This window comes from Agrobacterium sp. SORGH_AS 787 (assembly GCF_030819035.1).
In the GTDB taxonomy this organism is placed as follows: domain Bacteria; phylum Pseudomonadota; class Alphaproteobacteria; order Rhizobiales; family Rhizobiaceae; genus Agrobacterium; species Agrobacterium larrymoorei_B.
On record NZ_JAUTBG010000002.1, the window covers coordinates 2,586,529 to 2,610,764 of the forward strand.

At 57.8% G+C, this 24,236-nt stretch carries 20 protein-coding genes and 1 tRNA gene; 11 read left to right on the top strand and 10 right to left on the bottom strand.

All coding sequences use genetic code 11. The features are described from left to right. Nucleotides 1-869: 869 nt before the first annotated feature. From murI to QE435_RS21780, 3 genes are all read right to left on the bottom strand, one after another. The gene (gene murI, locus QE435_RS21770; RefSeq protein WP_349042637.1) at nt 870-1,691 is read right to left on the bottom strand and encodes a glutamate racemase; all 822 of its coding nucleotides are present in this window, start codon (nt 1,689-1,691) and stop codon (nt 870-872) included. Continuing rightward, nucleotides 1,669-2,502: an RNA methyltransferase gene (locus QE435_RS21775; RefSeq protein ID WP_306933146.1), complete on the bottom strand. Its 834-nt coding sequence runs from the start codon at nt 2,500-2,502 to the stop codon at nt 1,669-1,671. The genes murI and QE435_RS21775 overlap by 23 nt, the downstream gene beginning before the upstream one ends. 76 nt (nt 2,503-2,578) lie before the next feature. After that, entirely contained in the window at nt 2,579-3,109 is a 531-nt protein-coding gene (locus tag QE435_RS21780) for a hypothetical protein (protein ID WP_349042638.1), read from the bottom strand. Between the two features lie 214 nt (nt 3,110-3,323). Between QE435_RS21780 and QE435_RS21785 the strand changes: the two genes are divergently transcribed. From QE435_RS21785 to QE435_RS21795, 3 genes are all read left to right on the top strand, one after another. Continuing rightward, nucleotides 3,324-4,538 (top strand): NADP-dependent isocitrate dehydrogenase, encoded by a 1,215-nt coding sequence (locus tag QE435_RS21785; protein ID WP_309771172.1) that lies wholly within the window; start codon nt 3,324-3,326, stop codon nt 4,536-4,538. A 215-nt stretch (nt 4,539-4,753) separates the two neighbouring features. After that, the gene (locus QE435_RS21790; protein ID WP_349042639.1) at nt 4,754-5,377 is read left to right on the top strand and encodes a glutathione S-transferase family protein; all 624 of its coding nucleotides are present in this window, start codon (nt 4,754-4,756) and stop codon (nt 5,375-5,377) included. 234 nt (nt 5,378-5,611) lie between these two features. Beyond that, nucleotides 5,612-7,729 (top strand): EAL domain-containing protein, encoded by a 2,118-nt coding sequence (locus tag QE435_RS21795; protein ID WP_349042640.1) that lies wholly within the window; start codon nt 5,612-5,614, stop codon nt 7,727-7,729. A 75-nt stretch (nt 7,730-7,804) separates the two neighbouring features. On the opposite strand, the gene lipB is transcribed toward QE435_RS21795, so the two are convergent. Then, nucleotides 7,805-8,539, bottom strand: a complete 735-nt coding sequence (gene lipB / locus QE435_RS21800) for a lipoyl(octanoyl) transferase LipB (protein ID WP_306933158.1) — start codon at nt 8,537-8,539, stop codon at nt 7,805-7,807. Between the two features lie 188 nt (nt 8,540-8,727). Between lipB and QE435_RS21805 the strand changes: the two genes are divergently transcribed. Further along, a tRNA-Leu gene (locus QE435_RS21805) sits at nt 8,728-8,812 on the top strand. Nucleotides 8,813-8,900: 88 nt separating this feature from the next. Here QE435_RS21805 and QE435_RS21810 read toward each other — a convergent pair. From QE435_RS21810 to recA, 3 genes are all read right to left on the bottom strand, one after another. Further along, nucleotides 8,901-9,089: a hypothetical protein gene (locus QE435_RS21810; RefSeq protein WP_349042641.1), complete on the bottom strand. Its 189-nt coding sequence runs from the start codon at nt 9,087-9,089 to the stop codon at nt 8,901-8,903. A 466-nt stretch (nt 9,090-9,555) separates the two neighbouring features. After that, entirely contained in the window at nt 9,556-12,219 is a 2,664-nt protein-coding gene (gene alaS, locus QE435_RS21815) for an alanine--tRNA ligase (protein ID WP_349042642.1), read from the bottom strand. Between the two features lie 205 nt (nt 12,220-12,424). Further along, entirely contained in the window at nt 12,425-13,513 is a 1,089-nt protein-coding gene (recA, locus tag QE435_RS21820; protein WP_306933164.1) for a recombinase RecA, read from the bottom strand. A gap of 246 nt (nt 13,514-13,759) precedes the next feature. Here recA and QE435_RS21825 point away from each other — a divergent pair, with 246 nt between their 5' ends. Both QE435_RS21825 and QE435_RS21830 read left to right on the top strand, forming a co-directional pair. Next, a complete protein-coding gene (locus tag QE435_RS21825; RefSeq protein ID WP_306934834.1) occupies nt 13,760-14,698 on the top strand; it encodes a carbohydrate kinase family protein in 939 nt (312 codons plus the stop codon). Between the two features lie 30 nt (nt 14,699-14,728). Then, nucleotides 14,729-15,652: a pseudouridine-5'-phosphate glycosidase gene (locus QE435_RS21830; RefSeq protein WP_349042643.1), complete on the top strand. Its 924-nt coding sequence runs from the start codon at nt 14,729-14,731 to the stop codon at nt 15,650-15,652. A gap of 72 nt (nt 15,653-15,724) precedes the next feature. Here the strand turns inward: QE435_RS21830 and QE435_RS21835 are convergent, their stop codons facing one another. Both QE435_RS21835 and QE435_RS21840 read right to left on the bottom strand, forming a co-directional pair. Continuing rightward, nucleotides 15,725-17,932, bottom strand: a complete 2,208-nt coding sequence (locus QE435_RS21835; protein WP_349042644.1) for an OmpA family protein — start codon at nt 17,930-17,932, stop codon at nt 15,725-15,727. Between the two features lie 259 nt (nt 17,933-18,191). Continuing rightward, nucleotides 18,192-19,457, bottom strand: coding sequence for an MFS transporter (locus QE435_RS21840; RefSeq protein ID WP_349042645.1), 1,266 nt, complete (start codon nt 19,455-19,457; stop codon nt 18,192-18,194). Between the two features lie 327 nt (nt 19,458-19,784). On the opposite strand from QE435_RS21840, the gene QE435_RS21845 reads away from it, so the two are divergent. The 5 genes from QE435_RS21845 (at nt 19,785) to QE435_RS21865 (ending at nt 23,658) form a co-directional block, all read left to right on the top strand. After that, on the top strand, nt 19,785-20,558 hold the full coding sequence (locus QE435_RS21845) for an ABC transporter substrate-binding protein (RefSeq protein ID WP_306933172.1): 774 nt from the start codon (nt 19,785-19,787) through the stop codon (nt 20,556-20,558). Between the two features lie 116 nt (nt 20,559-20,674). After that, entirely contained in the window at nt 20,675-21,475 is an 801-nt protein-coding gene (locus QE435_RS21850) for an ABC transporter permease (protein ID WP_349042646.1), read from the top strand. Beyond that, nucleotides 21,472-22,302 carry an ABC transporter permease gene (locus QE435_RS21855; protein ID WP_349042647.1) on the top strand — a complete coding sequence of 277 codons (831 nt, stop codon included), beginning with the start codon at nt 21,472-21,474 and terminating at the stop codon, nt 22,300-22,302. Before QE435_RS21850 ends, QE435_RS21855 begins: the two co-directional genes overlap by 4 nt. A gap of 159 nt (nt 22,303-22,461) precedes the next feature. Further along, nucleotides 22,462-22,728: an usg protein gene (locus QE435_RS21860; RefSeq protein WP_062440802.1), complete on the top strand. Its 267-nt coding sequence runs from the start codon at nt 22,462-22,464 to the stop codon at nt 22,726-22,728. 105 nt (nt 22,729-22,833) lie between these two features. Beyond that, nucleotides 22,834-23,658: a class I SAM-dependent methyltransferase gene (locus QE435_RS21865; RefSeq protein ID WP_349042929.1), complete on the top strand. Its 825-nt coding sequence runs from the start codon at nt 22,834-22,836 to the stop codon at nt 23,656-23,658. Between the two features lie 60 nt (nt 23,659-23,718). Here the strand turns inward: QE435_RS21865 and QE435_RS21870 are convergent, their stop codons facing one another. Next, the gene (locus tag QE435_RS21870; protein ID WP_027677373.1) at nt 23,719-24,207 is read right to left on the bottom strand and encodes an Lrp/AsnC family transcriptional regulator; all 489 of its coding nucleotides are present in this window, start codon (nt 24,205-24,207) and stop codon (nt 23,719-23,721) included. Between the last annotated feature and the right edge of the window lie 29 nt (nt 24,208-24,236).

Consider the following 24,236-nt stretch of genomic DNA (forward strand, 5'->3'; position numbering starts at 1 on the left):
GAGAGAGAAGCCGCATCAGTGCTTAGAGCATCGGCCCGAAATCTGCATCGATCTCCGAAATGCATGACGCATCATTTAAAGGCCGTTTATGCGTCCACTAAAGCGTGTCGCGATCTTTCAGATTCGCTTATACGCTTTAGGTCCGTGTTATCGCATGTCGATATCGCAAAACCGCTGCACAGTTTTGCGCTGACCATGCTTTAGGACGCATAACGCTCTAAAATCGCGGAAACCAGGGCGGTACCAGCGGTTGGCCTGGCATTGGCTCTCGCACCAGCAGGCCGACATCTCGCCGAAGCCGATCGCTCAGATGGGTGGCGTGGTTTCTCGTCCGCCGATGCTTCATGGCACCGAGAACTGCCGCTTTCAGCGTAGCCCACGCACCGAAGCTGCGAACCAGCTCCTCAACTGTCCTGGAAAGATCATTTACACTCAAAGATTGTTGTTTAGACATAAGTCATCCGTCCCGGCGCTCGATAGCAACCAGGTCCTCTTGTGATGAAAAAGGCGTGCGGAAACGTTCTGCGCAGCAACAGACTGCGAGGTCAAAAGACTATCGACACACCGTGATGTATAGTGAAAGCGCCTGCAAAGGCAGGGAAAAGCTTAGATCGCGATTCCACGTCGGTATGCGCGGAGCTTGGATCCGGACATCACCGGGGCCACGGGCATAACCATACCAGAGAGGCAAAAATGCTTAAATGTAGTCATCTAACGCCTCCTGTTTCTTGAGTTGCGGGCCCGATTTTTCTGACACATCTTCGATTCGCCTGCAAGAGGTTCAATCGCGAATTGTATTGATGACCGTATATCAATGCAAAAATGTCACAGGAGGCGCCAGTGACATTCATCAGCGTAGCAGCTTGTGCTTAGCGACGGTCGACTTTCAAACCGAAGCCTTGCATCAGCCTTCTCGTGGTGAAATCCGGCTGACCGGATGTGAAGATGGCGAAATCGAAGCCATCAGGATGTTCCGCTCCCTGTATCACCTCGACCTTGCGGCGTGCCTGCCGGGCAATCGCTTCCGCCGGATCGAGCCAGTCCACCGGCCACGGTGCAAGCCTGCGAAAGACGTTTGCCATAAAAGGATAATGCGTACAGGCCAGCACCACGATGTCGGTCCTTCGGCCCTGATCCTCGATAAAGCACGGTGAGATTTCCGCCAAAACGTCCTCATCCAAGACGCTATCACCCCTTATCCAGCTTTCCGCCATCCGTGCCAGATTTTCGGAACCGACGAGGCGCACATGACATTGCGTGGCGAAAGACTGGATGAGGTCTCGCGTATAGGCGCGCTTCACCGTACCGGGTGTTGCCAGCACAGAGACAAGGCCTGAGCGCGTGCGCTCTGCCGCTGGCTTTATGGCCGGCACCGTTCCGACGAAGGTCATATCGGGAAAAGCGGCCCGCAAGTCTGCGCCGGCAAGCGTGAAGGCCGTATTGCAGGCGATGATGCAGATTTCCGGCTGATAGGTGTCGAGCAATTGGGCGAACAGCGAGAGAATGCGTTGGCGCAACCCATCCTCTTCCCATCCACCATAAGGAAACCCCGCATCATCGGCGACATAGATGAAGCCGCGCTCGGGCATCAAAACCCGCGCCTCGCGCAAAACCGTCAGCCCGCCGATGCCGGAATCAAAGACGAGAACCGGCTTGGAAACGGGAAGATCAGTCGTTGTCACCAGAGCCATTCGTTGGTGTCCCCTCGCCTTCGGCGCTTTTCTCTGTCCGCTTCGGCCAGCGGCGCGGAAACGCGTCCAGCGATTTGATCACGCCGCGAAACACGCTGATTTCCTGCTCCGTAAATCCCCGTCGCGACAGAACAGCGCGCAGATTGTCGACCATTTTTGGCTTTTTTTCAGCCGGATGGAAATATCCGCGCGCGTCCAGTGCCTCTTCGATCTGGTCGAATAGGCCGAAGACCTGTTCCTTGGTGGAAGGCCGTTGCTGCACGGATTGGAATGCGGTCTCCGCAAGATCCTCCATGCCGGACTTCATCCACTCGTAAGACATCAGCAACACAGCTTGAGCGATGTTGAGCGACGCGAAGGCGGGGTTGACGGGGAACGTCACGATTTCGTCGGCAAGCGCGACCTCCTCATTCGTCAGACCCCAGCGCTCGCGGCCGAACATGATCCCGGTTCTCTCACCTGCCTTGAACTTGGCGCGCAAGGTTTCAGTCGCCGTGACTGGCGCGCGGACCGGCTTGAAGCCGTAGCGTTCACGCGCCGTCGTCGCATAGACGAAATTCAGATCACGAACCGCATCCTCCAGCGTGTCATACACCTTGGTGGCATCGATGACGTGGTCGGCCTTGGATGCGGCAGCGCGCGCCTTCTCGCTCGGCCAGCCATCGCGCGGATTGACCAGACGCAGCTCGGCCAGGCCAAAATTGGCCATGGCGCGCGCCACCATACCGATGTTTTCGCCAAGCTGGGGCTCGACCAGAATGATCGCCGGGCCTTCGGCAATGAGTTCGAGATCGCTGTTTGTACCTGCCATAGTCGCCTTCCAATTTTTAGGCTTCACTGGCACAGTTTTCCGCGCAAATCAAAGGCAAGGCGTGATTGGAGCAGGCTTATTCGCCCTTGATGATGTTTGCCATCTCTTGCTGCAAGGAGTCTTGCCCCTCGTCGCCAACGCGATGAATGTCGTTGATGACCGGCTTACCATCTTCTTCGATCACGTCGAAATTGACCTGATCGACGGTCGCCTTCATCTCGGCCTCATCCATGCAGGCCCACAGCTTAAACTTGACGGTGACATCGCTCACGCCATCCTTGGGCGGCGCCGCTGAAATGTTGACGTCCTGCAACGGGCAGCCATCCTGCGAATTGGTCACAACATCATAACCGAAGGGATCACCCTTCTCGCCTGCCTCTGCCTCGTAGGCGGGCTTCTTCGAGGCTTCGCGGTACTGAGCAATGAATGCCTTGCTGAAAAGCGTCGTCAGCAGATCTTCGTCGAAGATATATTTCCAGTCGTCCGCCTCGCCGGACCAGTTCTTTACCGTAATGTCCATGACCTTCTTCACCGGCTCGGTGGGATCGGCGGCAAAGGCGCTGGACGAAAGGAATATTGCGGCAATGGCGAGCAGAACTTTCTGCATGATGACGTCCTGAAACTTCGGCTTACCCAACGTAAGCGATTCGCCTGAATCTAATCTGCGAATGTGTTTTGGCAATGCGGTAAGCAGCCTTTTAGAAAGGCCAAAAAAACTGGCCAATGGCTTTGCCTCTGCCGCTCGCAATGCTATAGCGCCACGGGATATTTGCCCTTATGGCGCTCGATTGGGCGCAACCGCTCTCGAAGGTGAGGAATTCATGACAAAGATCAAGGTAGCCAATCCGGTCGTCGATCTCGACGGCGACGAAATGACCCGTATCATCTGGCAGCTCATCAAGGACAAGCTGATCCTGCCTTACCTCGATCTCGATATCGAATACTACGACCTTTCCGTCGAAAACCGCGACGCTACCAATGACCAGGTGACGGTCGACGCGGCACACGCCATCAAGAAGCACGGCGTTGGCATCAAGTGCGCAACCATCACGCCGGACGAAGCCCGTGTTGAGGAATTCAACCTCAAGCAGATGTGGAAGAGCCCGAACGGCACGATCCGCAACATCCTCGGCGGCGTCATTTTCCGCGAGCCGATCATCTGCAAGAACGTTCCCCGCCTGGTGCCCGGCTGGACCCAGCCGATCGTTGTTGGTCGTCACGCTTTCGGCGACCAGTATAAGGCAACAGACTTCAAGTTCCCCGGCAAGGGCAAGCTGACGATCAAGTTCGTCGGTGAAGACGGCCAGGTCATCGAGAAGGACGTGTTCGACGCTCCGAGCGCTGGCGTGGCTCTTGCCATGTACAACCTCGACGAATCCATCCGCGAATTCGCCCGCGCATCCATGAACTACGGCCTGATGCGCAAGTGGCCTGTTTACCTCTCCACGAAGAACACCATCCTCAAGGCCTATGACGGTCGTTTCAAGGATATCTTCGAGGAAGTCTACCAGACCGAATTCAAGGCGCAGTTCGACGAAGCTGGCATCACCTATGAGCACCGCCTGATCGACGACATGGTCGCTTCCGCGCTGAAGTGGTCCGGTGGCTACATCTGGGCCTGCAAAAACTACGACGGCGACGTTCAGTCGGATACCGTGGCACAGGGCTTCGGCTCTCTCGGCCTGATGACCTCCGTTCTCCTGTCTCCGGATGGCCGGACCGTCGAAGCTGAAGCGGCGCACGGCACGGTGACGCGCCACTACCGCCAGCACCAGAAGGGCCAGGAAACCTCGACCAACTCCATCGCGTCGATCTTCGCATGGACCCGTGGTCTTGCCCACCGCGCCAAGCTGGACGACAACGCAGAACTGGCAAAGTTCGCCACGACGCTGGAAACCGTCTGCGTCGACACCGTCGAAGCCGGCTACATGACCAAGGATCTCGCGCTCCTCATCGGTCCGGATCAGCCTTGGCTCTCCACCACAGCCTTCCTCGACAAGATCGACGAAAACCTCAAGAAGGCCATGGCTGCCTGATCGGCAACTACACTTTAGAGATCTTCGAAAACCCGGCCTTCGCGCCGGGTTTTCTTTTAAGACATGGTCCAAACAAAACTGTGCAGCGGCTATGCGATAGCGAGGACCTGAAGCGTATGAGCGAATCTGACAGTTCGCGACATGCTTTAGGACTTAAGGCATGTCTTGATTACGTCATGCAGCCGGAGCAAACTCCCATAATAAGGGAGAGAGACATGAGCGATCTGACATTCTACACCCACCCCATGTCACGCGGACGCATCATCCGTTGGATGCTGGAGGAAGTGGGCGCGCCTTACGACACCAGGATCATCGGCTTCGGCAGCGATATGAAGGCTGGCGAATACACAGCGATCAATCCCATGGGCAAAGTGCCTGCGATCAAGCACGGCAAGGTAGTCGTCACAGAATGCGCGGCGATCTGCGCCTATTTGGCGGACGCCTTTCCAGAGAAGGGTCTTGCGCCGCCGACCGGCGATCGTGGCCTTTACTATCGCTGGCTCTTCTTCGCAGCCGGGCCGCTGGAAATGGGTATCACCAACCGTGCGTTGGGGCTGATAATACCAGAAGATAAGTATCGCATGGCCGGATGCGGCCGCTTCGAAGACCTGATGGATACGCTCGAATATGCCGTGACGCAAAACCCCTTCATTGCTGGTGACAGCTTTACGGCCGCTGACGTCTATGTGGGCTCTCATATCGTATGGGGGCAGCAATTCGGCTCGCTGGAGAAGCGCCAAGCATTCAGTGATTATCTGGGCCGCCTTGGTCAGCGCCCCGCTTTCCTGCGCGCTCAAGAGATCGACGACGCTGTGATCCGGGAAATGCAACCGGCCTGAACACATATGGTTTTGAGTGCATCAATTTCTATCAAAGGATGCGTAAAGCCAAGATGAGTAGTCTACTTACGATTGAGCTAAGTCTTTGTGAAGATTATAAAATTCACTCGTTCTCACATATAAATCATTAACTCGTTGTGTCGTAAAACCAAACATTGCCAACAAGCCTGCAAACGCAGTAGACGGCTACTGCGTTCGCGCTGACGCAGTGCCTTACAACGAGAGGCGACTGTAATGATGACCGTGCTGGGATGCATCGTCTACAAACACAACATCTGGCTCGTGCTTGTGGCAGTGCTCTTATGCGGTACAGGTTCATGGGTGACGTCCCGCCTGTTCAGTAAAACGATAACGGCGACCGGGACACAGCGCATCGGCTGGCAGGCCATGACGGCGCTTTCCGCAGGCGTCGCGATCTGGTGCACGCATTTCGTCGCCATGCTTGGCTATGATGCAGGCGTACCCATCGGCTTCGATTTGTCGTTGACCGTCGTTTCGCTTTTGGTCGTGCTATTTGGCAATGCGATCGGTTTTGCCATGGCAGCCAGCAAACGCAATCCGATCATGCCCGCCTTGGGCGGCGCGATCATCGGGCTCGCCATCGCCGCGATGCATTATACCGGCATGATTGCCTACCGAGTTCAAGGAATTGTATCCTGGGACAGGACCTGCCTCGTCGCCTCGATCATTCTTTCCGTGGGTCTGTCTTCGGTCGCGCTGCATTTCGGTATGCGAAGGGGCAGCAACGCCATGGCGGTGGTCCTGACGCTTGCAATTGCCGTCTTGCATTTCACAGGGATGACTGCATTCCAGGTCGAACCGATGTTCGTCGATGGATCCTTCTCCAATCCGGATTCGCTTTGGACTCTGGCAATCGCGATTTCCGGTATGGCTTTCGTCATCGTCTCCTGCGGTCTGGTGAGCTACCTCATCGACAATAGCACACGCGCCGAGACAATCGCGCATCTTCGCCAGATGGCCTTGTACGACGCGCTGACGGGCCTTCCCAATCGCGCCAACTTCAACGAGAAGCTGGAGGAAGAACTTGCACTCGCCGATACGCAAAAGATCAGGATAGCCATGATCGGCATTGATCTTAACAGGTTCAAAGAGATCAACGACACCCGCGGCCATCATGTGGGCGATGACGTGTTGACCGACCTTGGTCTGCGGCTCAAAAATCTGGTTCGAGAAGACCAGGGCGAGTTCGTTGCCCGCGTTGGCGGCGACGAGTTTGCCGCTCTATTCCGTATTCGAGACGACGAACTGGTCGGCATCAATGGGTTTCTGGACCGTCTTGAAACGGTGATGTTCAGTCCAATCAACGTCGACGAGGCCCAAATTGTCGTTGGCGCGAGCTTCGGCGTCGCCATCTACCCCGACAACGCCACCACGAAGGAAACGCTCGTCAGTAACGCAGACCTCGCCATGTATAGAGCAAAGTCGCAACTGACGGAAAAGCGGGTCTTTTTCTACGAGACGGGCATGGACACCGCTATCAAGGCCCGACGTGCTATGGCAGCGGACTTGCGCAAAGCACTGGCTCGCGATCAACTTTCAGTCCACTATCAGGTGCAGACATCCGTTTCGACCGGCGAGATCACAGGATATGAAGCCCTGCTGCGATGGAAACATCCAGAGCGTGGTTTCATCCCGCCTTCAGACTTTATTCCGCTAGCGGAGGAAAACGGCCTCATCCTGCAACTGGGCGAGTGGGTGCTACGAACCGCCTGTGCCGCGGCCGCCTCATGGGAACCAGCCTGTAAAGTGGCCGTCAACCTGTCCGCCGTACAGTTTGCCGCAGGAGATCTGCCCAAGCTCGTGATGAGCATCCTTCTTGAAACCGGACTTCCACCGCATCGACTGGAACTGGAACTCACAGAGACCGCCATCTTGAAAGATCGCGAGCGCGCCTTTCACATGCTTCGCCAAATCAAGTCATACGGGGTCTCTGTTGCGCTTGACGACTTCGGTATAGGTTACTCCTCGATCGACACGCTTCGCTCGTTCCCCTTCAGCAAGATCAAGCTCGACCGCTCTTTCATTGACGAAGCGCACAGCAACGAAGAAGCCTTGACCATCATTCGCACCGTTCTGGCACTCGGCAAGGGTCTCAGGATCCCAGTACTAGCCGAGGGCGTTGAGACGCAGGAACAACTTTCCCTTCTTAAGCTGGAAGGATGCGGGGAAGCACAGGGCTACTTGCTTGGCCGGCCCGCACCGCTGGATGAGATCGTCGCGACGGGCCGCTTGAGGATCATTGAACGACCGCTCGGCTTACAAAAAACCGAATTTCATACACAGCCCTGCAACGCTGATATCGTAGACCCGAAAAGTGGAACCGACGGCTAAGTCTTGAAAAGAAGTCCTGAAAACCCTGTTAAATAGGCTTCAGGTTAACAGAACCAAGGTCGAATTCGCCACGGGTTAGGCCGGAATCCGGCCTTTCTCGTTTGCGGTAGCGCCAAAGACCTCCTCAAAGGCCTCACGTAGAAAGACATCGACGTCGTTGATCATCACCAGCAGGCCAAGATCGACGAGGCTGGTGACGCCGTATTGGGTGATGCCGCAGGGAACGATGCCACCGAAATGGCTAAGCTCGGGATCGACATTGATCGACAGGCCATGGAAGCTGACCCACTTGCGCAAGCGAATCCCGAGCGCAGCGATCTTGTCCTCGGACATGGAGCCATCCGGCAGAAGCGGCTTTTCCGGCCGACGAACCCAGACACCCACTCGATCCTCACGCCGCTCGCCCCTGACGTTCATCTTGTCGAGCGTGCGGATGATGACTTCCTCCAATGCCGCCACATAGGCGCGCACATCCTGGCGCCTGCGCTTCAGATCGAGCATCACATAGACCACTCGCTGGCCTGGGCCGTGATAGGTATACTCCCCGCCCCGCCCCGTCTCGAAGACGGGAAAGCGGTCCGGCTCGATCAGGTCGGACGAATCGGCACTGGTGCCCGCCGTATAGAGCGGTGGATGTTCAAGGAGCCATACAAGCTCGTCTGCCTCGCCTGCGGCGATTGCCGCCACTTCACGCTCCATCTCCTCAATCGCCTGCTCATAAGGCACCAGCCCGTCGGAGATTCGCCAGCGCACGGCAGGAGAACCGGCTCTAGGGTACATTGTGGAAGTAAGATCGGTGCGTGTGAGCATGTAAATGTCCTTTCCACAGCCTTCTGGCAGAATGGAATTCAGGCTGCAAGCCCGGCATTTCCGGGCTTCTTCCATATAGGGAGGGAAATGCCTGTTTTTAATTTCAAAAAACTGTCACGGCACTCTTGTGCACCCAAAATCCTTTTGCTACATGCACCCCCGTCGGCGCAAGTCGACCCTACCACGATGCGGTCGTGGCGGAATTGGTAGACGCGCAGCGTTGAGGTCGCTGTGGGGCAACCCGTGGAAGTTCGAGTCTTCTCGACCGCACCAAAAGAAAAACCCGCTTCGGCGGGTTTTTCTTTGTCTTCAATTCTCTAGGCGATTTTCCTGAAGCTCTGCGTGAAGCCCCACTGTCCGTTCAGTGAATGGAAATGTTTCTCTTGTCCGCCTCTTCCTTGATAATATCCTCCACCAATTCCCGCTTCAGAGACGGATTGCCCTTCAGGTAATCATCTGCGATTTCGAAGATCGATTTCGGGCTTTCGGTACGACTCAGCGTATCGAGATCCTGAGCAATCTGCTGTCGAAGTTCTAAATAATCTTCCATGATTGTCTCCTCTGTTGATAAGACAATGCAAATGGCATCGCACCGGTTCCTGAGCCAAAAAGAAACCCTCCGTAAAGAAGGCGACAGCCGGGAAGCCAGCGGGATGCGGGTAGCATATCCAGCCGCTGCGCCAATCGAACCGGGCATCGCTGATACGGCTCCCATTTTTCATCATTCAGAGCGCGATCATGCCGCTGCAAGGCAGTTGAGGCTTGTTCAGCCCAAACGCTCTGCAGCGGCGCCTGTGGGCGAAACACGCTGCTGTGGAGGATCGTCCTCCGTCCCAGCTGCTGACGCACGAAGAAAGGTTCCTGACGGTACCGTCACGTCACCAGCGGCCACCCTTCAGCCTTGAAACCATCATCAAAATAGAAAGGGCCGGAACATCAGCCTCGATGTTCCGGCCCTATAAACGCACAGTCAAAAGCGAGGCAGCGACAAAGCCACCTCGTAGCGTTGGACGAGATCAGCCTGCGAGAGAAGCGGCCACGGCCTCAATGGCTTCACTGGCCTTCGATCCATCCGGACCACCGGCCTGCGCCATGTCCGGACGTCCACCGCCGCCCTTTCCACCAAGCGCGGCAGAAGCCGTGCGCACCAGATCGACCGCGCTGAAACGCGATGTCAGGTCTTCGGTGACCGCAGCAACGGCACTCGCCTTGCCATCCTCGGAAACGGCGATGAGCAGCACCACGCCAGAGCCGAGATTGGTCTTGGCGTCGTCGGCAAGGCCCTTGAGATCCTTGGCGTCGATGCCAGACATGGCCTTCGCCATGAACTTCACACCACCGACTTCTCTGATGTCACCGGCAGAACCTTCGGCCGAACTACCACCCATTGCGAGCTTGCGACGGGCATCGGCCAGTTCACGCTCGAGTTTCTTGCGCTCGTCCAGCAGACCCTCGACGCGCGAGATCACCTCGCCTGGCTGCACGCGCAGTGACGAAGCGAGCGCCTTCACCCGTTCATCCTGCTCGGCAAGATAGGCAAGCGCACCTGGTCCTGTGACAGCTTCCACACGGCGCACACCCGCACCCACGGCGCTTTCGCCAAGAATACGCACGAGGCCGATTTGTCCCGTGGCGGAGACATGCGTGCCGCCACAGAGTTCGACAGAGTACGGCCGGTTGGCCTTGGCGCCATGAATACCGGTGCCCATCGAGACGACGCGTACCTCATCGCCATATTTTTCGCCAAAGAGCGCCATCGCACCTTCGGCAATCGCATCGTCCACGCTCATCAAGCGCGTAACGACCGGGGAGTTCTGGAGAATGATCTCGTTCGCCATCTCCTCGACGATCTTGAGCTCATCCGCCGTCATCGGCTTCGGATGAGATACGTCGAAGCGCAGGCGCTCTGGTGCCACAAGTGAGCCCTTCTGCGCCACATGGGTTCCGAGAACTTCGCGAAGCGCTTCATGCAGCAGATGGGTTGCCGAGTGGTTGGCACGAAGGCGCGAACGGCGATCGTGATCAACGGTCAATTGCACGGCATCACCAAGCTTGACGCCGCCCTTGGCAACCTTGCCGATATGGACGAAGAGGCCCTCGCCCTTCTTCTGCGTATCGGTGACCGTGAAGCTACCGGTGTCGGAGGAAATCACACCGGTGTCGCCCATCTGACCGCCGGACTCGCCATAAAATGGCGTCTGGTTGACGACGATCTGGACGGTATCGCCTTCGGCCGCAGCATCAATCGACTTGCCGTCCTTGACGATCGCCTGAATGACACCTTCAGCGGTTTCGGTATCGTAGCCCAGGAACTCGGTCGCGCCGAACTTTTCCTTCAGTTCGAACCAGACGGTTTCGGTTGCCTTGTCGCCGGAGCCGGCCCAGTGCGAGCGGGCTTCCGCCTTCTGGCGCTCCATCGCGTCGGTAAAGCCTGCAATGTCCACACCGATTTCGCGGGCGCGCAGTGCGTCCTGCGTCAGATCGAGCGGGAAGCCATAGGTGTCGTAAAGCTTGAAGGCGGTCTCGCCGTCCAGCATGCCGCCCTTGGAAAGGTCGGACGTCGCGTCGGACAGAAGCGACAGACCACGCTCCAGCGTCTTGCGGAAGCGGGTTTCTTCAAGCTTCAGCGTCTCCGAGATCAGCGCTTCGGCGCGCACCAGTTCCGGATAGGCGCGGCCCATCTGCTGAACGAGCGTCGGCAAAAGCTTCCAGATCAGCGGCTCCTTGGAACCCAGGAGCTCGGCATGACGCATGGCACGGCGCATGATGCGGCGCAGAACATAGCCGCGGCCTTCATTCGACGGCAGAACGCCATCGGCAATCAGGAACGCGGAGGAACGCAGATGGTCGGCGATGACCCGGTGGCTTGCGCGCTTCTCGCCTTCAGCCGGAACGCCGGTCGCTTCGACGGACGCGGAAATCAGGGCGCGGAAAAGGTCGGTATCGTAATTGTCATGCTTGCCCTGCAGCAGAGCGGAGATGCGCTCAAGGCCCATGCCCGTGTCGATGGATGGACGCGGCAGGTTGATGCGCTCTTCCTTCGTCACCTGCTCGTACTGCATGAAGACGAGATTCCAGATCTCGATGAACCGGTCGCCATCCTCCTCGGCAGAGCCAGGAGGTCCGCCCCAGATATGATCGCCGTGGTCATAGAAGATCTCCGAGCAAGGACCGCAAGGACCGGTATCGCCCATGGCCCAGAAGTTATCGCTCGTGGGAATGCGAATGATGCGGTCGTCTGAAAAACCGGCGATCTTCTTCCAGAGATCGAAGGCTTCGTCATCGGTATGATAGACCGTCACCAGAAGACGGTTCTTATCGATACCGAATTCCTTGGTGATCAGGTTCCAGGCGTGCGTGATCGCCTCTTCCTTGAAATAGTCACCGAAAGAAAAGTTGCCGAGCATTTCGAAGAAGGTGTGGTGGCGCGCGGTATAACCGACATTATCGAGGTCGTTATGTTTACCGCCAGCGCGAACGCACTTCTGCGAAGAGGCAGCCTTGGAATAGGGACGGGATTCAAGACCGGTGAAAACGTTCTTGAACTGCACCATGCCCGCATTGGTGAACATCAGGGTCGGGTCGTTGCGCGGCACCAGAGGGCTGGATGGCACAATCTCATGGCCGTTCTTCTTGAAGTAGTCGAGGAAAGTCGACCGGATTTCATTCACACCGCTCATACGAAGTCCTTCATTGCCACGCTCACGCAGCGATAATAAAAAAGTCACAGGCTTTTATCGTCCACCATCCCGCCTGTCCAGCCAAAGAGGGCTGGGCTTTGCCAGAATGAGGCAGCAAAACGACGAAGGCCGCGCGAGTGGATCGCACGGCCTTGGATCGATTAGAGATGGACAACGATGCCGGAGAAAGCCCGGCAGCGGATCATCATGCGTCTGGCTCTACACCATCCGCATCGGCTTCCGGTCCGCCGTTCTCAAGGAACCGATCGGCGATCAGGCCGGCATTCTGGCGAAGTGCCAACTCGATCTCGTTGGCGACAGCGGGATTGTCGCGCAGGAAAGACTTGGCGTTTTCACGTCCCTGCCCCAGCCTCTGGCTGTTATAAGAGAACCATGCGCCAGACTTTTCGACGATGCCAGCCTTCACGCCGAGATCGACAAGCTCGCCCGTCTTGGAAACGCCTTCGCCATACATGATGTCGAACTCAACCTGCTTGAAGGGAGGCGCCATCTTGTTCTTGACGACCTTGACGCGCGTCTGGTTGCCGACAACCTCTTCACGCTCCTTGACCGAGCCGATACGGCGAATGTCGAGACGCACCGAGGCATAGAATTTCAGAGCATTACCACCCGTCGTCGTTTCCGGCGAACCGAACATCACACCGATCTTCATGCGGATCTGGTTGATGAAGATCACCATCGTCTTGGATTTCGAGATCGACGCTGTCAGCTTGCGCAGCGCCTGGCTCATCAGGCGGGCCTGAAGACCCGGCAGGCTGTCGCCCATCTCACCTTCGATTTCAGCGCGTGGCGTCAGAGCAGCAACGGAGTCGACCACAAGCACGTCCACCGCGCCGGAGCGCACCAGCGTGTCGGTGATTTCAAGTGCCTGCTCGCCCGTGTCGGGCTGCGAGATCAGAAGGTTCTGAAGATCGACACCAAGCTTGCGGGCATAGACCGGATCGAGTGCATGCTCGGCGTCCACGAAGGCGCAGATACCGCCCTTCTTCTGGGCTTCCGCAATGGTCTGCAATGCCAACGTCGTTTTACCGGAGCTTTCCGGTCCATAAATTTCAATGATACGCCCCTTCGGCAAACCGCCGATGCCGAGCGCGATATCGAGGCTGAGAGATCCTGTCGAAACAGTCTCGACCTCGATGACGTTTTCATTGGAACCGAGCTTCATGATCGATCCCTTGCCGAACGAACGTTCGATCTGGGAGAGCGCCGCTTCCAGTGCCTTGCTTTTATCCACCGAATTGTCCTCTACAAGACGCAAAGAATTTTGTGCCATCTGAACCACCTTTAGGTTATTGAAGCCGCACAGGCAACGAAGCAGTGTGGAAACAGTATGTACTCTTTTTGTTCTCATTCCACAACAGCACATCAGTCCTTTGAAAACAAACAGCGTTAAGCCGTTCGTTCTGCTTTTGTTTTTCTTTGGTGAAGGCTTTTACGAAGGCTGCGGGGCCGGTTGGATGGAACCAGAAAACACCGAATCGGACGCGTTTGTCCGTCTCGGAAAGAAGGATGGATGAACGTGAAGAAAATACTCGTTCTGGGCGGCGCGCATATCGACAGGCGCGGCATGATCGAGACGGAAACGGTGCAAGGCGCCAGCAATCCGGGCTCCTGGATGGAAGAAGCCGGCGGTGGCGGTTTCAATGCGGCCCGCAACCTGTCCCGGCTGGGATTTCAGGTGAGGCTCATCGCACCACGCGGCGGTGATGGGAATGGCGCGACCGTTGCCGCAGCAGCCCGTGATGCAGGCGTCGAGGATACGCCATTCACCTTCTTGGACCGCAGCACGCCGAGTTATACGGCGATTCTCGAGCGCGACGGCAACCTCGTTATCGCCATCGCGGATATGGATCTCTACAAGCTCTTCACGCCGCGTCGCCTTAAAGTGCGCGCCGTGCGCGACGCGATCAAGGCCACCGACATCATCCTTTGCGATGCAAACCTCCCAGAAGATACGCTAGGCGCGATCGGCACCGCGGCGCGCGCGTGTGAAAAGCGTCTTGCGGCTATTGCCATTTCTCCGGCAAAGGTTGTCCGGATGAAATCGACATTGGCCAGCATCGACATGCTGTTCATGAATGAGGCCGAGGCGCGCGCCCTGACGGGCAAGAATGTCACCGATGCGAGACAATGGCCAGCCCTGCTGAGGGAGACCGGCCTTCGCGGCGGTGTGATTACCAGTGGCGCGAAACGCGTCGTCGCTTTCGACCAGAACGGGACCGCCGTGCTGACGCCACCTTTGATCGAGGACGTGAAAGATGTGACGGGCGCGGGCGACGCTATGGCGTCCGGCTATCTCTCGGCAATTGCCAATGGCAAACCCATCACCGAAGCGCTGCGCCACGGTGCTGCCGCGGCCGCCATCACGGTCCAGTCTCCGTTTGCGACGGCCAGCGAGTTGAGCGCCGAGACGCTTGCCGCCGTCCTGGCGCTTGTGCCGCAAGCAGAAATGGTGTGAAGAGATCGCTTAAACGAAATGGAAGAGACCATGACCAAGACCACCTCCCCGCTCCTACCGATCGTCTATTCGGAAGAAGTTGCTGCAGCCAAGCAGCGCGGCGCGCCCATCGTTGCGCTTGAATCCACCATCATCACCCACGGCATGCCCTATCCTGGCAATATCCGCATGGCCGAGGGCGTGGAGACCCTGATCCGCGACAATGGCGCAATTCCGGCTACCATCGCCGTTATCCATGGCACATTGCATATCGGTCTCGAAAAGGATCAGCTGGAAGCGCTGGCGCAAACCAAAGATGCCATGAAGGTCTCGCGTGCCGATATCGCCTTTGCGATTGCCGAGCGCCGCACGGGCGCAACGACGGTTGCAGCCACCATGATTGCCGCCGAACATGCGGGCATCAAGGTCTTCGCCACCGGCGGCATTGGCGGCGTGCATCGCGGCGCGGAAGAGAGCTTCGATATTTCGGCAGACCTGACCGAGCTTGCGCGCACCGGCGTCATCGTCGTCTGCGCTGGCGCGAAGGCGATCCTGGATGTGCCGAAGACGCTTGAGGTTCTGGAAACCAACGGCGTTCCGGTCGTCACCTATGGCTCGGAAGAATTCCCGGCCTTCTGGTCGCGCGCTTCCGGCCTCAAAAGCCCGCTGACGCTCAACAGCCCGGCAGCGATCGCCAACTTCCAAACCACCCGCGAACAGTTCGGCCTCGAAGGCGGCATGCTGATCGCCAACCCGGTGCCGCAAGAAGACGAAATCGCCCGCGACGAGATGGAAATCTACATCGAGCGCGCATTGTCGGCAGCCGAAGAAGACAACATCAGCGGCAAGGCGGTCACGCCCTATCTATTGGCAAAGATTTTCGAGATCACCGAAGGCCGCAGCCTCGACACCAATATCTCGCTGGTGCGCAACAATGCGCGCCTGGCAGCCGAGATCGCTGTCGCGTTGGCCTGAACAGCCGGGACTGAAAAAGAAAAGGCCCGGAAGCTGATCGCTTCCGGGCCTTCTTATTGATCGCTACGAACGTTAGTTCTGCGCAACCGGGCGCACCAGCGGCGTGATGCGGCGGATGGTAACGCGACGGTTCTCCTGGTTCGGACCAAGGGTCTGGACCTTCAGGTAGCGCTCGCCGTAGCCCTGGGTTGTCAGGTTTTCCGGCGGGATGCCGTAAACTTCGGTCAAGACCTTGGCGACAGACTCTGCACGTTCGTCAGAGAGAACGAGGTTGCTCTCATCCGAACCCACGGCGTCGGTATGACCTTCGATCAGGAAGGTTTCGGCCGGGTTCTTTTCAAGCACCTTGTTCATCGCATCGGCAACCTTGCGCAACGAGCGTGCCTGGCTCATTGGAATTTCGGCACTGCCGGTCGCAAAGGTGATGGTATCGAGGTCGATACGACGCACCATGTCACGTACGCGAGCCGAGTAGCGGACCTCATCCATCGAGTAAACGCGCTGAACGGGCTCTACCGGTGGCTGCTCCAAGAAGCGATAGTAGTCACGATCATCGTCGGACGACGTATCGATGATGTACTCATTGACGGGGATGCGCAGGCGCAGTGGCGGCAGGTCGAGACCCGGATCGCGGTAGACATATTCGCGGTCGGGCTCATCCGCCAGTTCCGGCGCGTAGAACAGCACATATTCGCGGCCACGGGCATCGATACGGGAGCGTTGGATGACGTCGCCGTAACGGTTGCGAATGGTCACGACCTGCGTACCGTCAGAGCGTTCGATCGTCTCGCGGTACCGGTCGTCGGGCAGACGCTCGTAATAGGGCTTCGCGCCTTCGCTAACGAATCGGTCATCATCACTGCCACGGACCACGATGCGGTCACCGAACTGCAGGAAGACGCGGTCGCCCATGTCGCGGTCGCGCGGCATATCGCGCGGGCGCCATTCCCGCACGCCGTCGGGACGGTCGAACTGCGGACGACGGTCGATACGCTCACCCTGGATGTTGGTGATGTTCTGGATGTTGATCTGCGGCGCAGGCTGTCCGTCACGGCGTGCAGCGGCCTGGGCTTCCGCATCCGAGGTTGGAACCTTGAAGTCCTGAACCTGCTCGCGTTCACGGCGACGTTGTTCGCGAAGCTGCTCGTTGCCGCTGCGATAGACTTCCTTGTCGCTGTCGAGAACGGCGGCTCCCTTGTCGACAGGTAGAACGACGGTATCAGCCGACTTGGATGGGTCCTTGGCAATGGCGCGGGCCTTGTCCAACTGCTCCTTCGTCGTGGGAGGCGCTTCCGTCTGTGGCGTTGCGACCTGGGCGGGAACAGGCTCGCCGGCTGGTGCCTGACCTGTTGCTGCACCGTCAAGCGGCGCAGGCTTCGGCGCACCCGGAACAGGGGCCGGTGCCGGCTCGCCATTTTGGGCGCGAGGCGGGCGTGGCTGTTCGGAAGGTTGCTGGCCGGGGGCTGGGTTCGGCTGCTCTGCGGGTGCAGGCGCACGACCCGGTGTCGGCGGCTCTGCAGGCACCGGTGCGGCACCCTCGGCAGGTTCCGGGGCTGCCGGGCGCTTTGCGGGCTTGGCAGGCTTTTCCGGCGCAGCTTCAGTGGCTGCAGGTTCGTTCGCTGGCTTGGCGGCTGGGGCTTCTGGCTTCGGCGGCTGCTTGCCTTCTGCTTCCGGCTGCGCTTCGGCAGCAGGCTTGCGACGTGGGCGCTCCTGCTGCTGTTCCGGCTCGGCCTGTGGTGCGGCTTCCGGAGCGGCTTCGCGACGCGGACGCTCAGCGCCTGGCTGCCCTTCTGCTTCCGGCTGCGCCTCTGCGGCTGGCTTACGGCGCGGGCGTTCCTGCTGCTGTTCAGGGGCGGCTTGCGGCGCTGCTTCAGGAGCGGCTTCCCGGCGCGGGCGCTCTGGGCGTGCCTCACCTTCGGGCGCGGCTTCGCGGCGTGGACGCTCCTGCGGCTGCTCGGCCTGCGGTTCAGGTGCCGCTTCTCGCTTCGGAGGCTGCGGGGCTTCTTCGCGCTTCTGCTCAGGCTCGCGCTTAGGCTCGGCTTGGGGTTCGCCCTGCTGCTCGCGCTGGCGTCGCTTCAACAATTCTTCTTCTGGGTTCGGCGGCGCCTCGGCCTGCGCAAGAATGATGGCTCCATTACCGTTGGACACGGTTCCCTGTTGCTCAACCTGCGCCATCGGCGCTGCATGCGCAACCGTGGCCACAAATGCCGGCTCTACTGCAATGGCAATCGACATGAGGGGGAAAACCACCCCGGTCATCAATTTATTCTTATTCAGCATGGCGCTTCCTCATCTGCCGTCTTCATTTAAGTCTGCCCTGCGGCATCGGGGCACAGTCTGCACGTAATGGCGCTGAACAACGCCCGGCGTGCGGTCTTGTTCCAATGATGAAGAGGCTCTTATGTACCGGGAATGAACGAAAAAAGGCATTTTCGGGGAGGTCTGCCCTGATTGCCTGGGACTGGTTCGTGACAGCAGAAGCCATGCCTATCGCACGAGGCGACGGCGGGAACTGGCCCGCCGTCACATAGCACGAGATTCAAGCCGTGCTTCCCCGTGTCGGGTGCGCCGGTTCAACCGCTTGGTCATCTGTGACGCCAAACTGCACGTTGCGCTTTTCATATCCGAACCCGGCCAGCAGGGCGACGGCGCAGGCGACGACGATTGCAACGCTGAAAAGCGCAAGCGCGTAATCCCCGTTCCAGTGCGCGGCGAGTGTCGTTTGCAAGGTTGCGTTGCCAGAGGCCAGCAGATTCCCGAGCTGGTAGGCAAAGCCCGGGAATGTGCCACGCACTTCGTCCGGCGAGAGTTCATTCAGGTGAACCGGGATAACGCCCCACGCACCCTGAACGAAAAACTGCAGCACGAAAGCACCGATTGCAAGCAAGAAGGCGCCAGGCGCGTAAACCCAGAACCAGGCGGCGGGAATGGCCAGGAGGGCGGCAATCACAATTGCCTTCCGGCGGCCAATCTGTTGCGAAAGAGCACCGAAGAACAGCCCGCCGCAAATCGCCCCGATGTTATAGACGATCGCAATGGCGCCTGTCGTGTGACTGTCATAGCCACGCTGCGTTTCCAGGAAGGTTGGGTAGATATCCTGCGTGCCGTGGCTGAGGAAATTGAACGCCGTCATCAGGATAACGGTCCAGATGAAAAGTGGAACGTTCTTCTTCAGGACAGTAAGGAACGGTTGCTGAGGCCGCTTCTGGCGTTGGAGAAATGCCGGTGATTCCTCCACACTGCGCCGGATATAGAGAACGATCAGCGCTGGGAGGGCACCAACAAAGAACATGCCGCGCCAGCCGATGATCGGGTAGAGCAGAAAGAAGACAATCGACGCCAGCAAATAGCCTGCCGGGTAGCCCGCCTGAAGCAGACCGGAAACGAAGCCACGCGCCTGGGGCGGCACCGTTTCCATAGTGAGTGAAGCGCCCACACCCCATTCGCCGCCCATGGCGATGCCATAGAGCAGACGCAGGACGATAAACATCGTCAGCCCGGTGGAGAAGCCGGAGAGAAGCTCAAGGGCCGAATAAAGAAGGACATCGACCATGAGCGTGATGCGGCGACCATAACGGTCGGACGCAAGGCCAAAAAGCAGCGCGCCGATCGGCCGCATGGCAAGCGTCAGGAAAATTGCGATCGAGACCGCGGGGATGCTTGTATTGAATTCCTTCGCGATGTCCTTGATGACAAAAACAAGGATGAAGAAATCGAAGGCGTCGAGCGTCCAGCCGAGGAAGCTGGCGATGACCGTGTTGCGCTGCGCAGGCGTCAGCGACTGAATGGTTTGCGTGATACCCATGAAGATTCCTCCTGGAATTGGAGGCGGAGGCCGAAAATCGGGAACCGTCGTCTGAAATAATGAATTGTAGCCCAAAACTATAAGGCTTCCTTATTACGCATAAGCGCCAATTTTGTTCCCTGAAATTTGAGCAGATAGCGGCAATGCGACTGCATGCTTTGAGGAGGCTGTCGCAGCGCAAAACAATGATGTTGCATTTTTTTTGCAACGGGATGAGTATCCCGGCAAGCATCCGCAACCGGCTCTCGACCGCGCGGAGTGCTAAAATCTCCATGCACGCAGAACATAAATGAGGCGTGCGTCGTATCGCCGAAAGAGAGGATCTCAATGCTGAACCCCACCCGTCTGTTTGCTGCAGCTTCCATTGCAGCTCTGTCGCTGTTCGCCGGCTCCGCCATGGCGCAGGACAAGATCGTCATCGGCACGGAAGGCGCATACCCGCCATTCAACGTTCTGGAAGCTGACGGAAAGCTGACCGGCTTCGATATCGATATCGCCAAGGCGCTCTGCGAAGAGATGAAGGCCGAATGCACCTTCGTCACCAATGACTGGGACGGCATCATTCCTGCCCTCCAGGCCAAGAAGTTCGACGCCATTGTTGCCTCCATGTCGATCACGCCTGAGCGCCTTGAAAAGGTGGACTTCTCTGAGAAGTACTACAACACGCCTCCGGCCATTGCCGTACCGAAGGACTCGCCGATCAAGTCAGTGGAAGACCTCAAGGGCAAAACGATCGGTGCGCAAGGCTCCACCACCCACGCCAACTATGCTGAAAAGCACCTGGCCGATTCCGAGCTGAAGCTCTATCCGACGGCTGACGAGTACAAGCTCGACATCACCAATGGCCGCATCGATGGCGTCATCGACGATATCGTGGTTCTGTCGCAATGGGTGAAGTCGGACGCTGGCGCATGCTGCAAGATCCTGACGGCTCTGCCGGTCGATGAACAGATCAATGGCAAAGGCGCGGGTATCGCCGTTCGCAAGGGCGATAAGGCTCTCGCCGACAAGTTCAGCGCGGCCATCAAGGCAATCCGTGCCAACGGCAAGTACAAAGAGATCAACGACAAGTACTTCGATTTCGACGTTTACGGCCAATAAGCCTGTTTCTCATGTTGAAATATCATGGCGGGAGGGTTGCCCTCCCGCCATTTTTGTTTGAGAACACTTTCATAAAACAAATATGAATAGCGGCGCAGATCGCAGGGGACATTGGCATGAGCGGAGTGTTTTCCGCCGTAGGTTCGTTCTGGACCTATCTCACATATCTGTTCGACCCTTTCTGTGGTCCGGTCGGTATCTTCTCACTTTTTGGCAACGGCACCCTGCTCACCTGCGGTGATGGCTGGGGTGATGAAATTGCCTTCGGCGTGAAGGTGACCATTTCTGTGGCGCTCGCCACACTCCCTGTCGGATTGTTGCTGGGCTTCCTGATCGCGCTTGGCGCCCAATCGCAGGAAAAATCCCTTCGACTGGCTGTCGGAATCTACACCACGATCTTCCGCGGTCTCCCGGAGCTCCTGACCCTCTTCATCGTCTATTACGGCATGCAGATCCTGCTCCAGACGGTCGCCGGGTATCTGGGCTTTACAGGTCCTATCGAGATCAATGCCTTCGTTGCGGGCATGATCGCGCTTTCGGTCGTCTTCTCGTCTTACGCGTCCGAAGTGCTCTTGTCTGCGTTTCGCGCCATTCCCAAGGGCCAATATGAGGCGGGTGACGCGCTTGGACTGTCGCGCAGCCGCACCATGGTTCTCGTCATCATACCTCAGCTTGTTCGCATCGCTCTTCCCGGCATGACCAATCTCTGGGTCATTCTGTTGAAAGATACGTCCTACGTCTCGATCATCGGGCTCGCGGATATCCTGCGCCAGACTGGCATTGCCGCGCGTGTCACCAAGGATGCGTTTCTGTTCTACGGCATTGCCTGCATGCTCTACCTCGTTCTCGCTCTTATATCCTCAATCGGCATTGGGTATATCGACCGCTGGGCGCGTCGCTCGGAGGTGCAGCGATGAGCCATATCGATCAGCTGATCGAAGCAAGACCAGCACCGCCTCCGCCGCCCAAACCGCTCTCCGCGAGCAAGGTGATAGGCTGCGTCATCGTTGCTTTCTGGGCCCTCCTCTTCACAGGTCTTGTGCTGTCGCTGATCATGGATTGGGATCCGGACAAGATCGAGCGCTACGGCTGGCGCTATATTGATGGCCTGTTCACGACCATCAGCCTCGTCGGCCTTGCTCTCATCCTGGGCGCGGCCCTTTCTGCTCCGATCGCTTTCGCTCGCATGTCGAAGAACAGGATCGTGAGCGCCATTGCATTTGCCTATGTCTATCTCTTCCGCAGCACGCCGCTTCTGGCGCAGCTGTTCCTTATCTATTACGGCCTGGGCGGCTTTCGCACCGAACTGGAAGCGGTCGGTCTGTGGTGGTTCTTCCGGGACGCCTGGTATTGCGGCCTCCTTTCACTGACACTGAACACCGCCGCCTATCAGGCCGAGATCCTGCGTGGTGCGATCGAAAGTGTGCCGAAGGGCCAGCATGAAGGTGCGGCATCGCTTGGGATTCCCAAGCCGGTGACATTCTGGAAGATCATTTTGCCGCAGGCACTGATCGTGGCACTACGCCCCTACGGCAACGAGATCATCCTGATGATCAAGGGTTCTGCGGTTGTATCGATCGTCACCGTCTTCGATCTGATGGGCCAGACGCGTTACGCCTACTCCCGCACTTTCGACTTCCAGGCCTATCTCTGGGCGGCAATATTCTACCTCTCCATGGTGGAGATCCTGCGCCACGTCTGGGCAGCGGTGGAAGCAAGGTTGACACGGCATCTGAAGCGATAGGACGTTAGCAGCACTCTGCCTGATTAGCTGCTAACACGCTGAGAAATATAAATAATTTGTGACAAGGACCATTCTTGGCAAGGTTCGATTAACCATGTCATGTTCCCATTGTCGATGACACTTCTGTGTGTCGGCGATCAATAGAACGGGAACAGCCACATGAACCAAGACATGGAAATGATGCTGAAGGGCTATGGTCTCACCACAGCCGAAATTCTTTATCGCATGCCCGATCACCCCTCGGTTCTTCAAAGCTACCTTTGGCAGAACTACGACCTCGCTCCGGACTTTCCGGAAATGCACGGGTTTCTCAAATTCTGGCAGGAGAAGCTGGACGGCCCGCTGCACTCGGTGCGCTATGTCCACCGCAAGCTGATCTCGGCGCAGGAGTGGCGCTCGTTGAAGGGCGAGTTCATCCTCCACTGATGGGGCTGTCGTCTCGGCGAGCGGCGGGCGATCCAAAACAGGCATTGCACCCGAAAGCGTTGCGGCTTAATCAGGCTTCCAACGAAGCGGAGCCTGATGAACGCCATGACCAAGAACGCCAAGATCGATGAAGAGGCTCTTGCAGAAGCCTATAACCGCGCGCTTGCGCTCGAAAAGGCGGGGGATATCGACGCCGCGGTGAAGGCTTACGAAGAGGTTCTTGCAATCGATCCCGAAGATCATGGCGGTGCCGCGGTGCGCATCGCATCGATGGGACGAGGCGAGGCGCCACCCAAGGCACCGGACGCCTATGTCGAAACGCTCTTCGATCAGCATGCCGAAGCTTTCGAGGATATCCTCGTCGAGCAGCTTGGCTATGCCGTACCCATGATGGTGCGCCAACGATTGCAGATGCTTGAACTCGGTCCCTTCAAGCGCATGCTGGATCTTGGTTGCGGCACCGGTCTCACGGGCGAAGCGCTTCGCGACATGGCCGACGATATCACCGGCATAGACATCTCCGAAAACATGGTTGAAATCGCCCATGAAAAGGATGTCTATGAGACGCTCTACGTCGCCGAAGTCGAGGATTTCCTCGAAGACAATGACGACGAGGCTTTCGATCTGATCACCGCGACGGACGTGCTGCCCTATCTCGGCGCCCTCGAACCTGTGTTCTTCGGAGCCGCAGAAAATATGGTGAAAGGCGGCATCTTCGTATTTTCGTCAGAGACCCTCCCCGACGATAAAATGGCTGGCAGACCCTACATCGTCGGCGCGCACCAGCGCTTTGCTCACGCGGAAACCTATGTGCGCGAGCGTCTGGCTGCCACGGGCTTTGACGTCATCGAGATAACCGATATCAATGTGCGCATGCAGGATGGCGAGCCGACACCGGGCCATCTCGTCATCGCGAAGCTCAAGGGCTGAACATGGCTGTGTCCATTCCCGCAGTCAGCGCGGGAATGGATCGTCACTCGAATGGCGACGTTACTCCTCGCCGGACTTAGGGTTGTCCAGGATCATATAATCGAGCGGCAACTCGGTCGTGTACTTGATCTGCTCCATCGCAAAAGCCGACGATACATCGCGGATTTCGATCTTGGCGATCATCCGCTTGTAGAAGGCATCGTAGGCGGCAATATCCGGCACGACCACGCGCAATAGATAATCCACATCACCGCTCATACGGTAGAATTCGACCACCTCCGGAAATTCGGAAACGACTTCCGAGAAGCGCTTTAGCCACTCGATGGAATGGGACGCCGTCCGGATGGAAACGAAAACCGTGACCTTCGTATTGACCTTCGTCGCATCCAGAATGGCGACACGACGGCGGATGACGCCATCCTCTTCCATCTTCTGGATACGCCGCCAACAGGGAGTCGTAGAAAGCCCGACCTTCTTTGCAAGGTCGGCAACAGCCAGTGTGGAATCCTCTTGCAGAATACGCAGAATTTTACGGTCGAGACGGTCCAATCTTCTCTCCTACGGAATTATTTTCCTCT

Excerpts from the sequence above, each read along its gene's own strand:
- QE435_RS21835 (WP_349042644.1), bottom strand. The coding sequence starts at position 17,932 with ATGCTGAATAAGAATAAATTGATGACCGGGGTGGTTTTCCCCCTCATG.
- QE435_RS21855 (WP_349042647.1), top strand. The coding sequence starts at position 21,472 with ATGAGCCATATCGATCAGCTGATCGAAGCAAGACCAGCACCGCCTCCG.
- murI (WP_349042637.1), bottom strand. The coding sequence starts at position 1,691 with ATGGCTCTGGTGACAACGACTGATCTTCCCGTTTCCAAGCCGGTTCTC.
- QE435_RS21780 (WP_349042638.1), bottom strand. The coding sequence starts at position 3,109 with ATGCAGAAAGTTCTGCTCGCCATTGCCGCAATATTCCTTTCGTCCAGC.
- QE435_RS21860 (WP_062440802.1), top strand. The coding sequence starts at position 22,462 with ATGAACCAAGACATGGAAATGATGCTGAAGGGCTATGGTCTCACCACA.
- QE435_RS21795 (WP_349042640.1), top strand. The coding sequence starts at position 5,612 with ATGATGACCGTGCTGGGATGCATCGTCTACAAACACAACATCTGGCTC.
- lipB (WP_306933158.1), bottom strand. The coding sequence starts at position 8,539 with ATGCTCACACGCACCGATCTTACTTCCACAATGTACCCTAGAGCCGGT.
- QE435_RS21785 (WP_309771172.1), top strand. The coding sequence starts at position 3,324 with ATGACAAAGATCAAGGTAGCCAATCCGGTCGTCGATCTCGACGGCGAC.
- QE435_RS21845 (WP_306933172.1), top strand. The coding sequence starts at position 19,785 with ATGCTGAACCCCACCCGTCTGTTTGCTGCAGCTTCCATTGCAGCTCTG.
- QE435_RS21810 (WP_349042641.1), bottom strand. The coding sequence starts at position 9,089 with ATGGAAGATTATTTAGAACTTCGACAGCAGATTGCTCAGGATCTCGAT.
- QE435_RS21850 (WP_349042646.1), top strand. The coding sequence starts at position 20,675 with ATGAGCGGAGTGTTTTCCGCCGTAGGTTCGTTCTGGACCTATCTCACA.
- QE435_RS21775 (WP_306933146.1), bottom strand. The coding sequence starts at position 2,502 with ATGGCAGGTACAAACAGCGATCTCGAACTCATTGCCGAAGGCCCGGCG.
- alaS (WP_349042642.1), bottom strand. The coding sequence starts at position 12,219 with ATGAGCGGTGTGAATGAAATCCGGTCGACTTTCCTCGACTACTTCAAG.
- recA (WP_306933164.1), bottom strand. The coding sequence starts at position 13,513 with ATGGCACAAAATTCTTTGCGTCTTGTAGAGGACAATTCGGTGGATAAA.
- QE435_RS21865 (WP_349042929.1), top strand. The coding sequence starts at position 22,834 with ATGACCAAGAACGCCAAGATCGATGAAGAGGCTCTTGCAGAAGCCTAT.
- QE435_RS21790 (WP_349042639.1), top strand. The coding sequence starts at position 4,754 with ATGAGCGATCTGACATTCTACACCCACCCCATGTCACGCGGACGCATC.
- QE435_RS21830 (WP_349042643.1), top strand. The coding sequence starts at position 14,729 with ATGACCAAGACCACCTCCCCGCTCCTACCGATCGTCTATTCGGAAGAA.
- QE435_RS21840 (WP_349042645.1), bottom strand. The coding sequence starts at position 19,457 with ATGGGTATCACGCAAACCATTCAGTCGCTGACGCCTGCGCAGCGCAAC.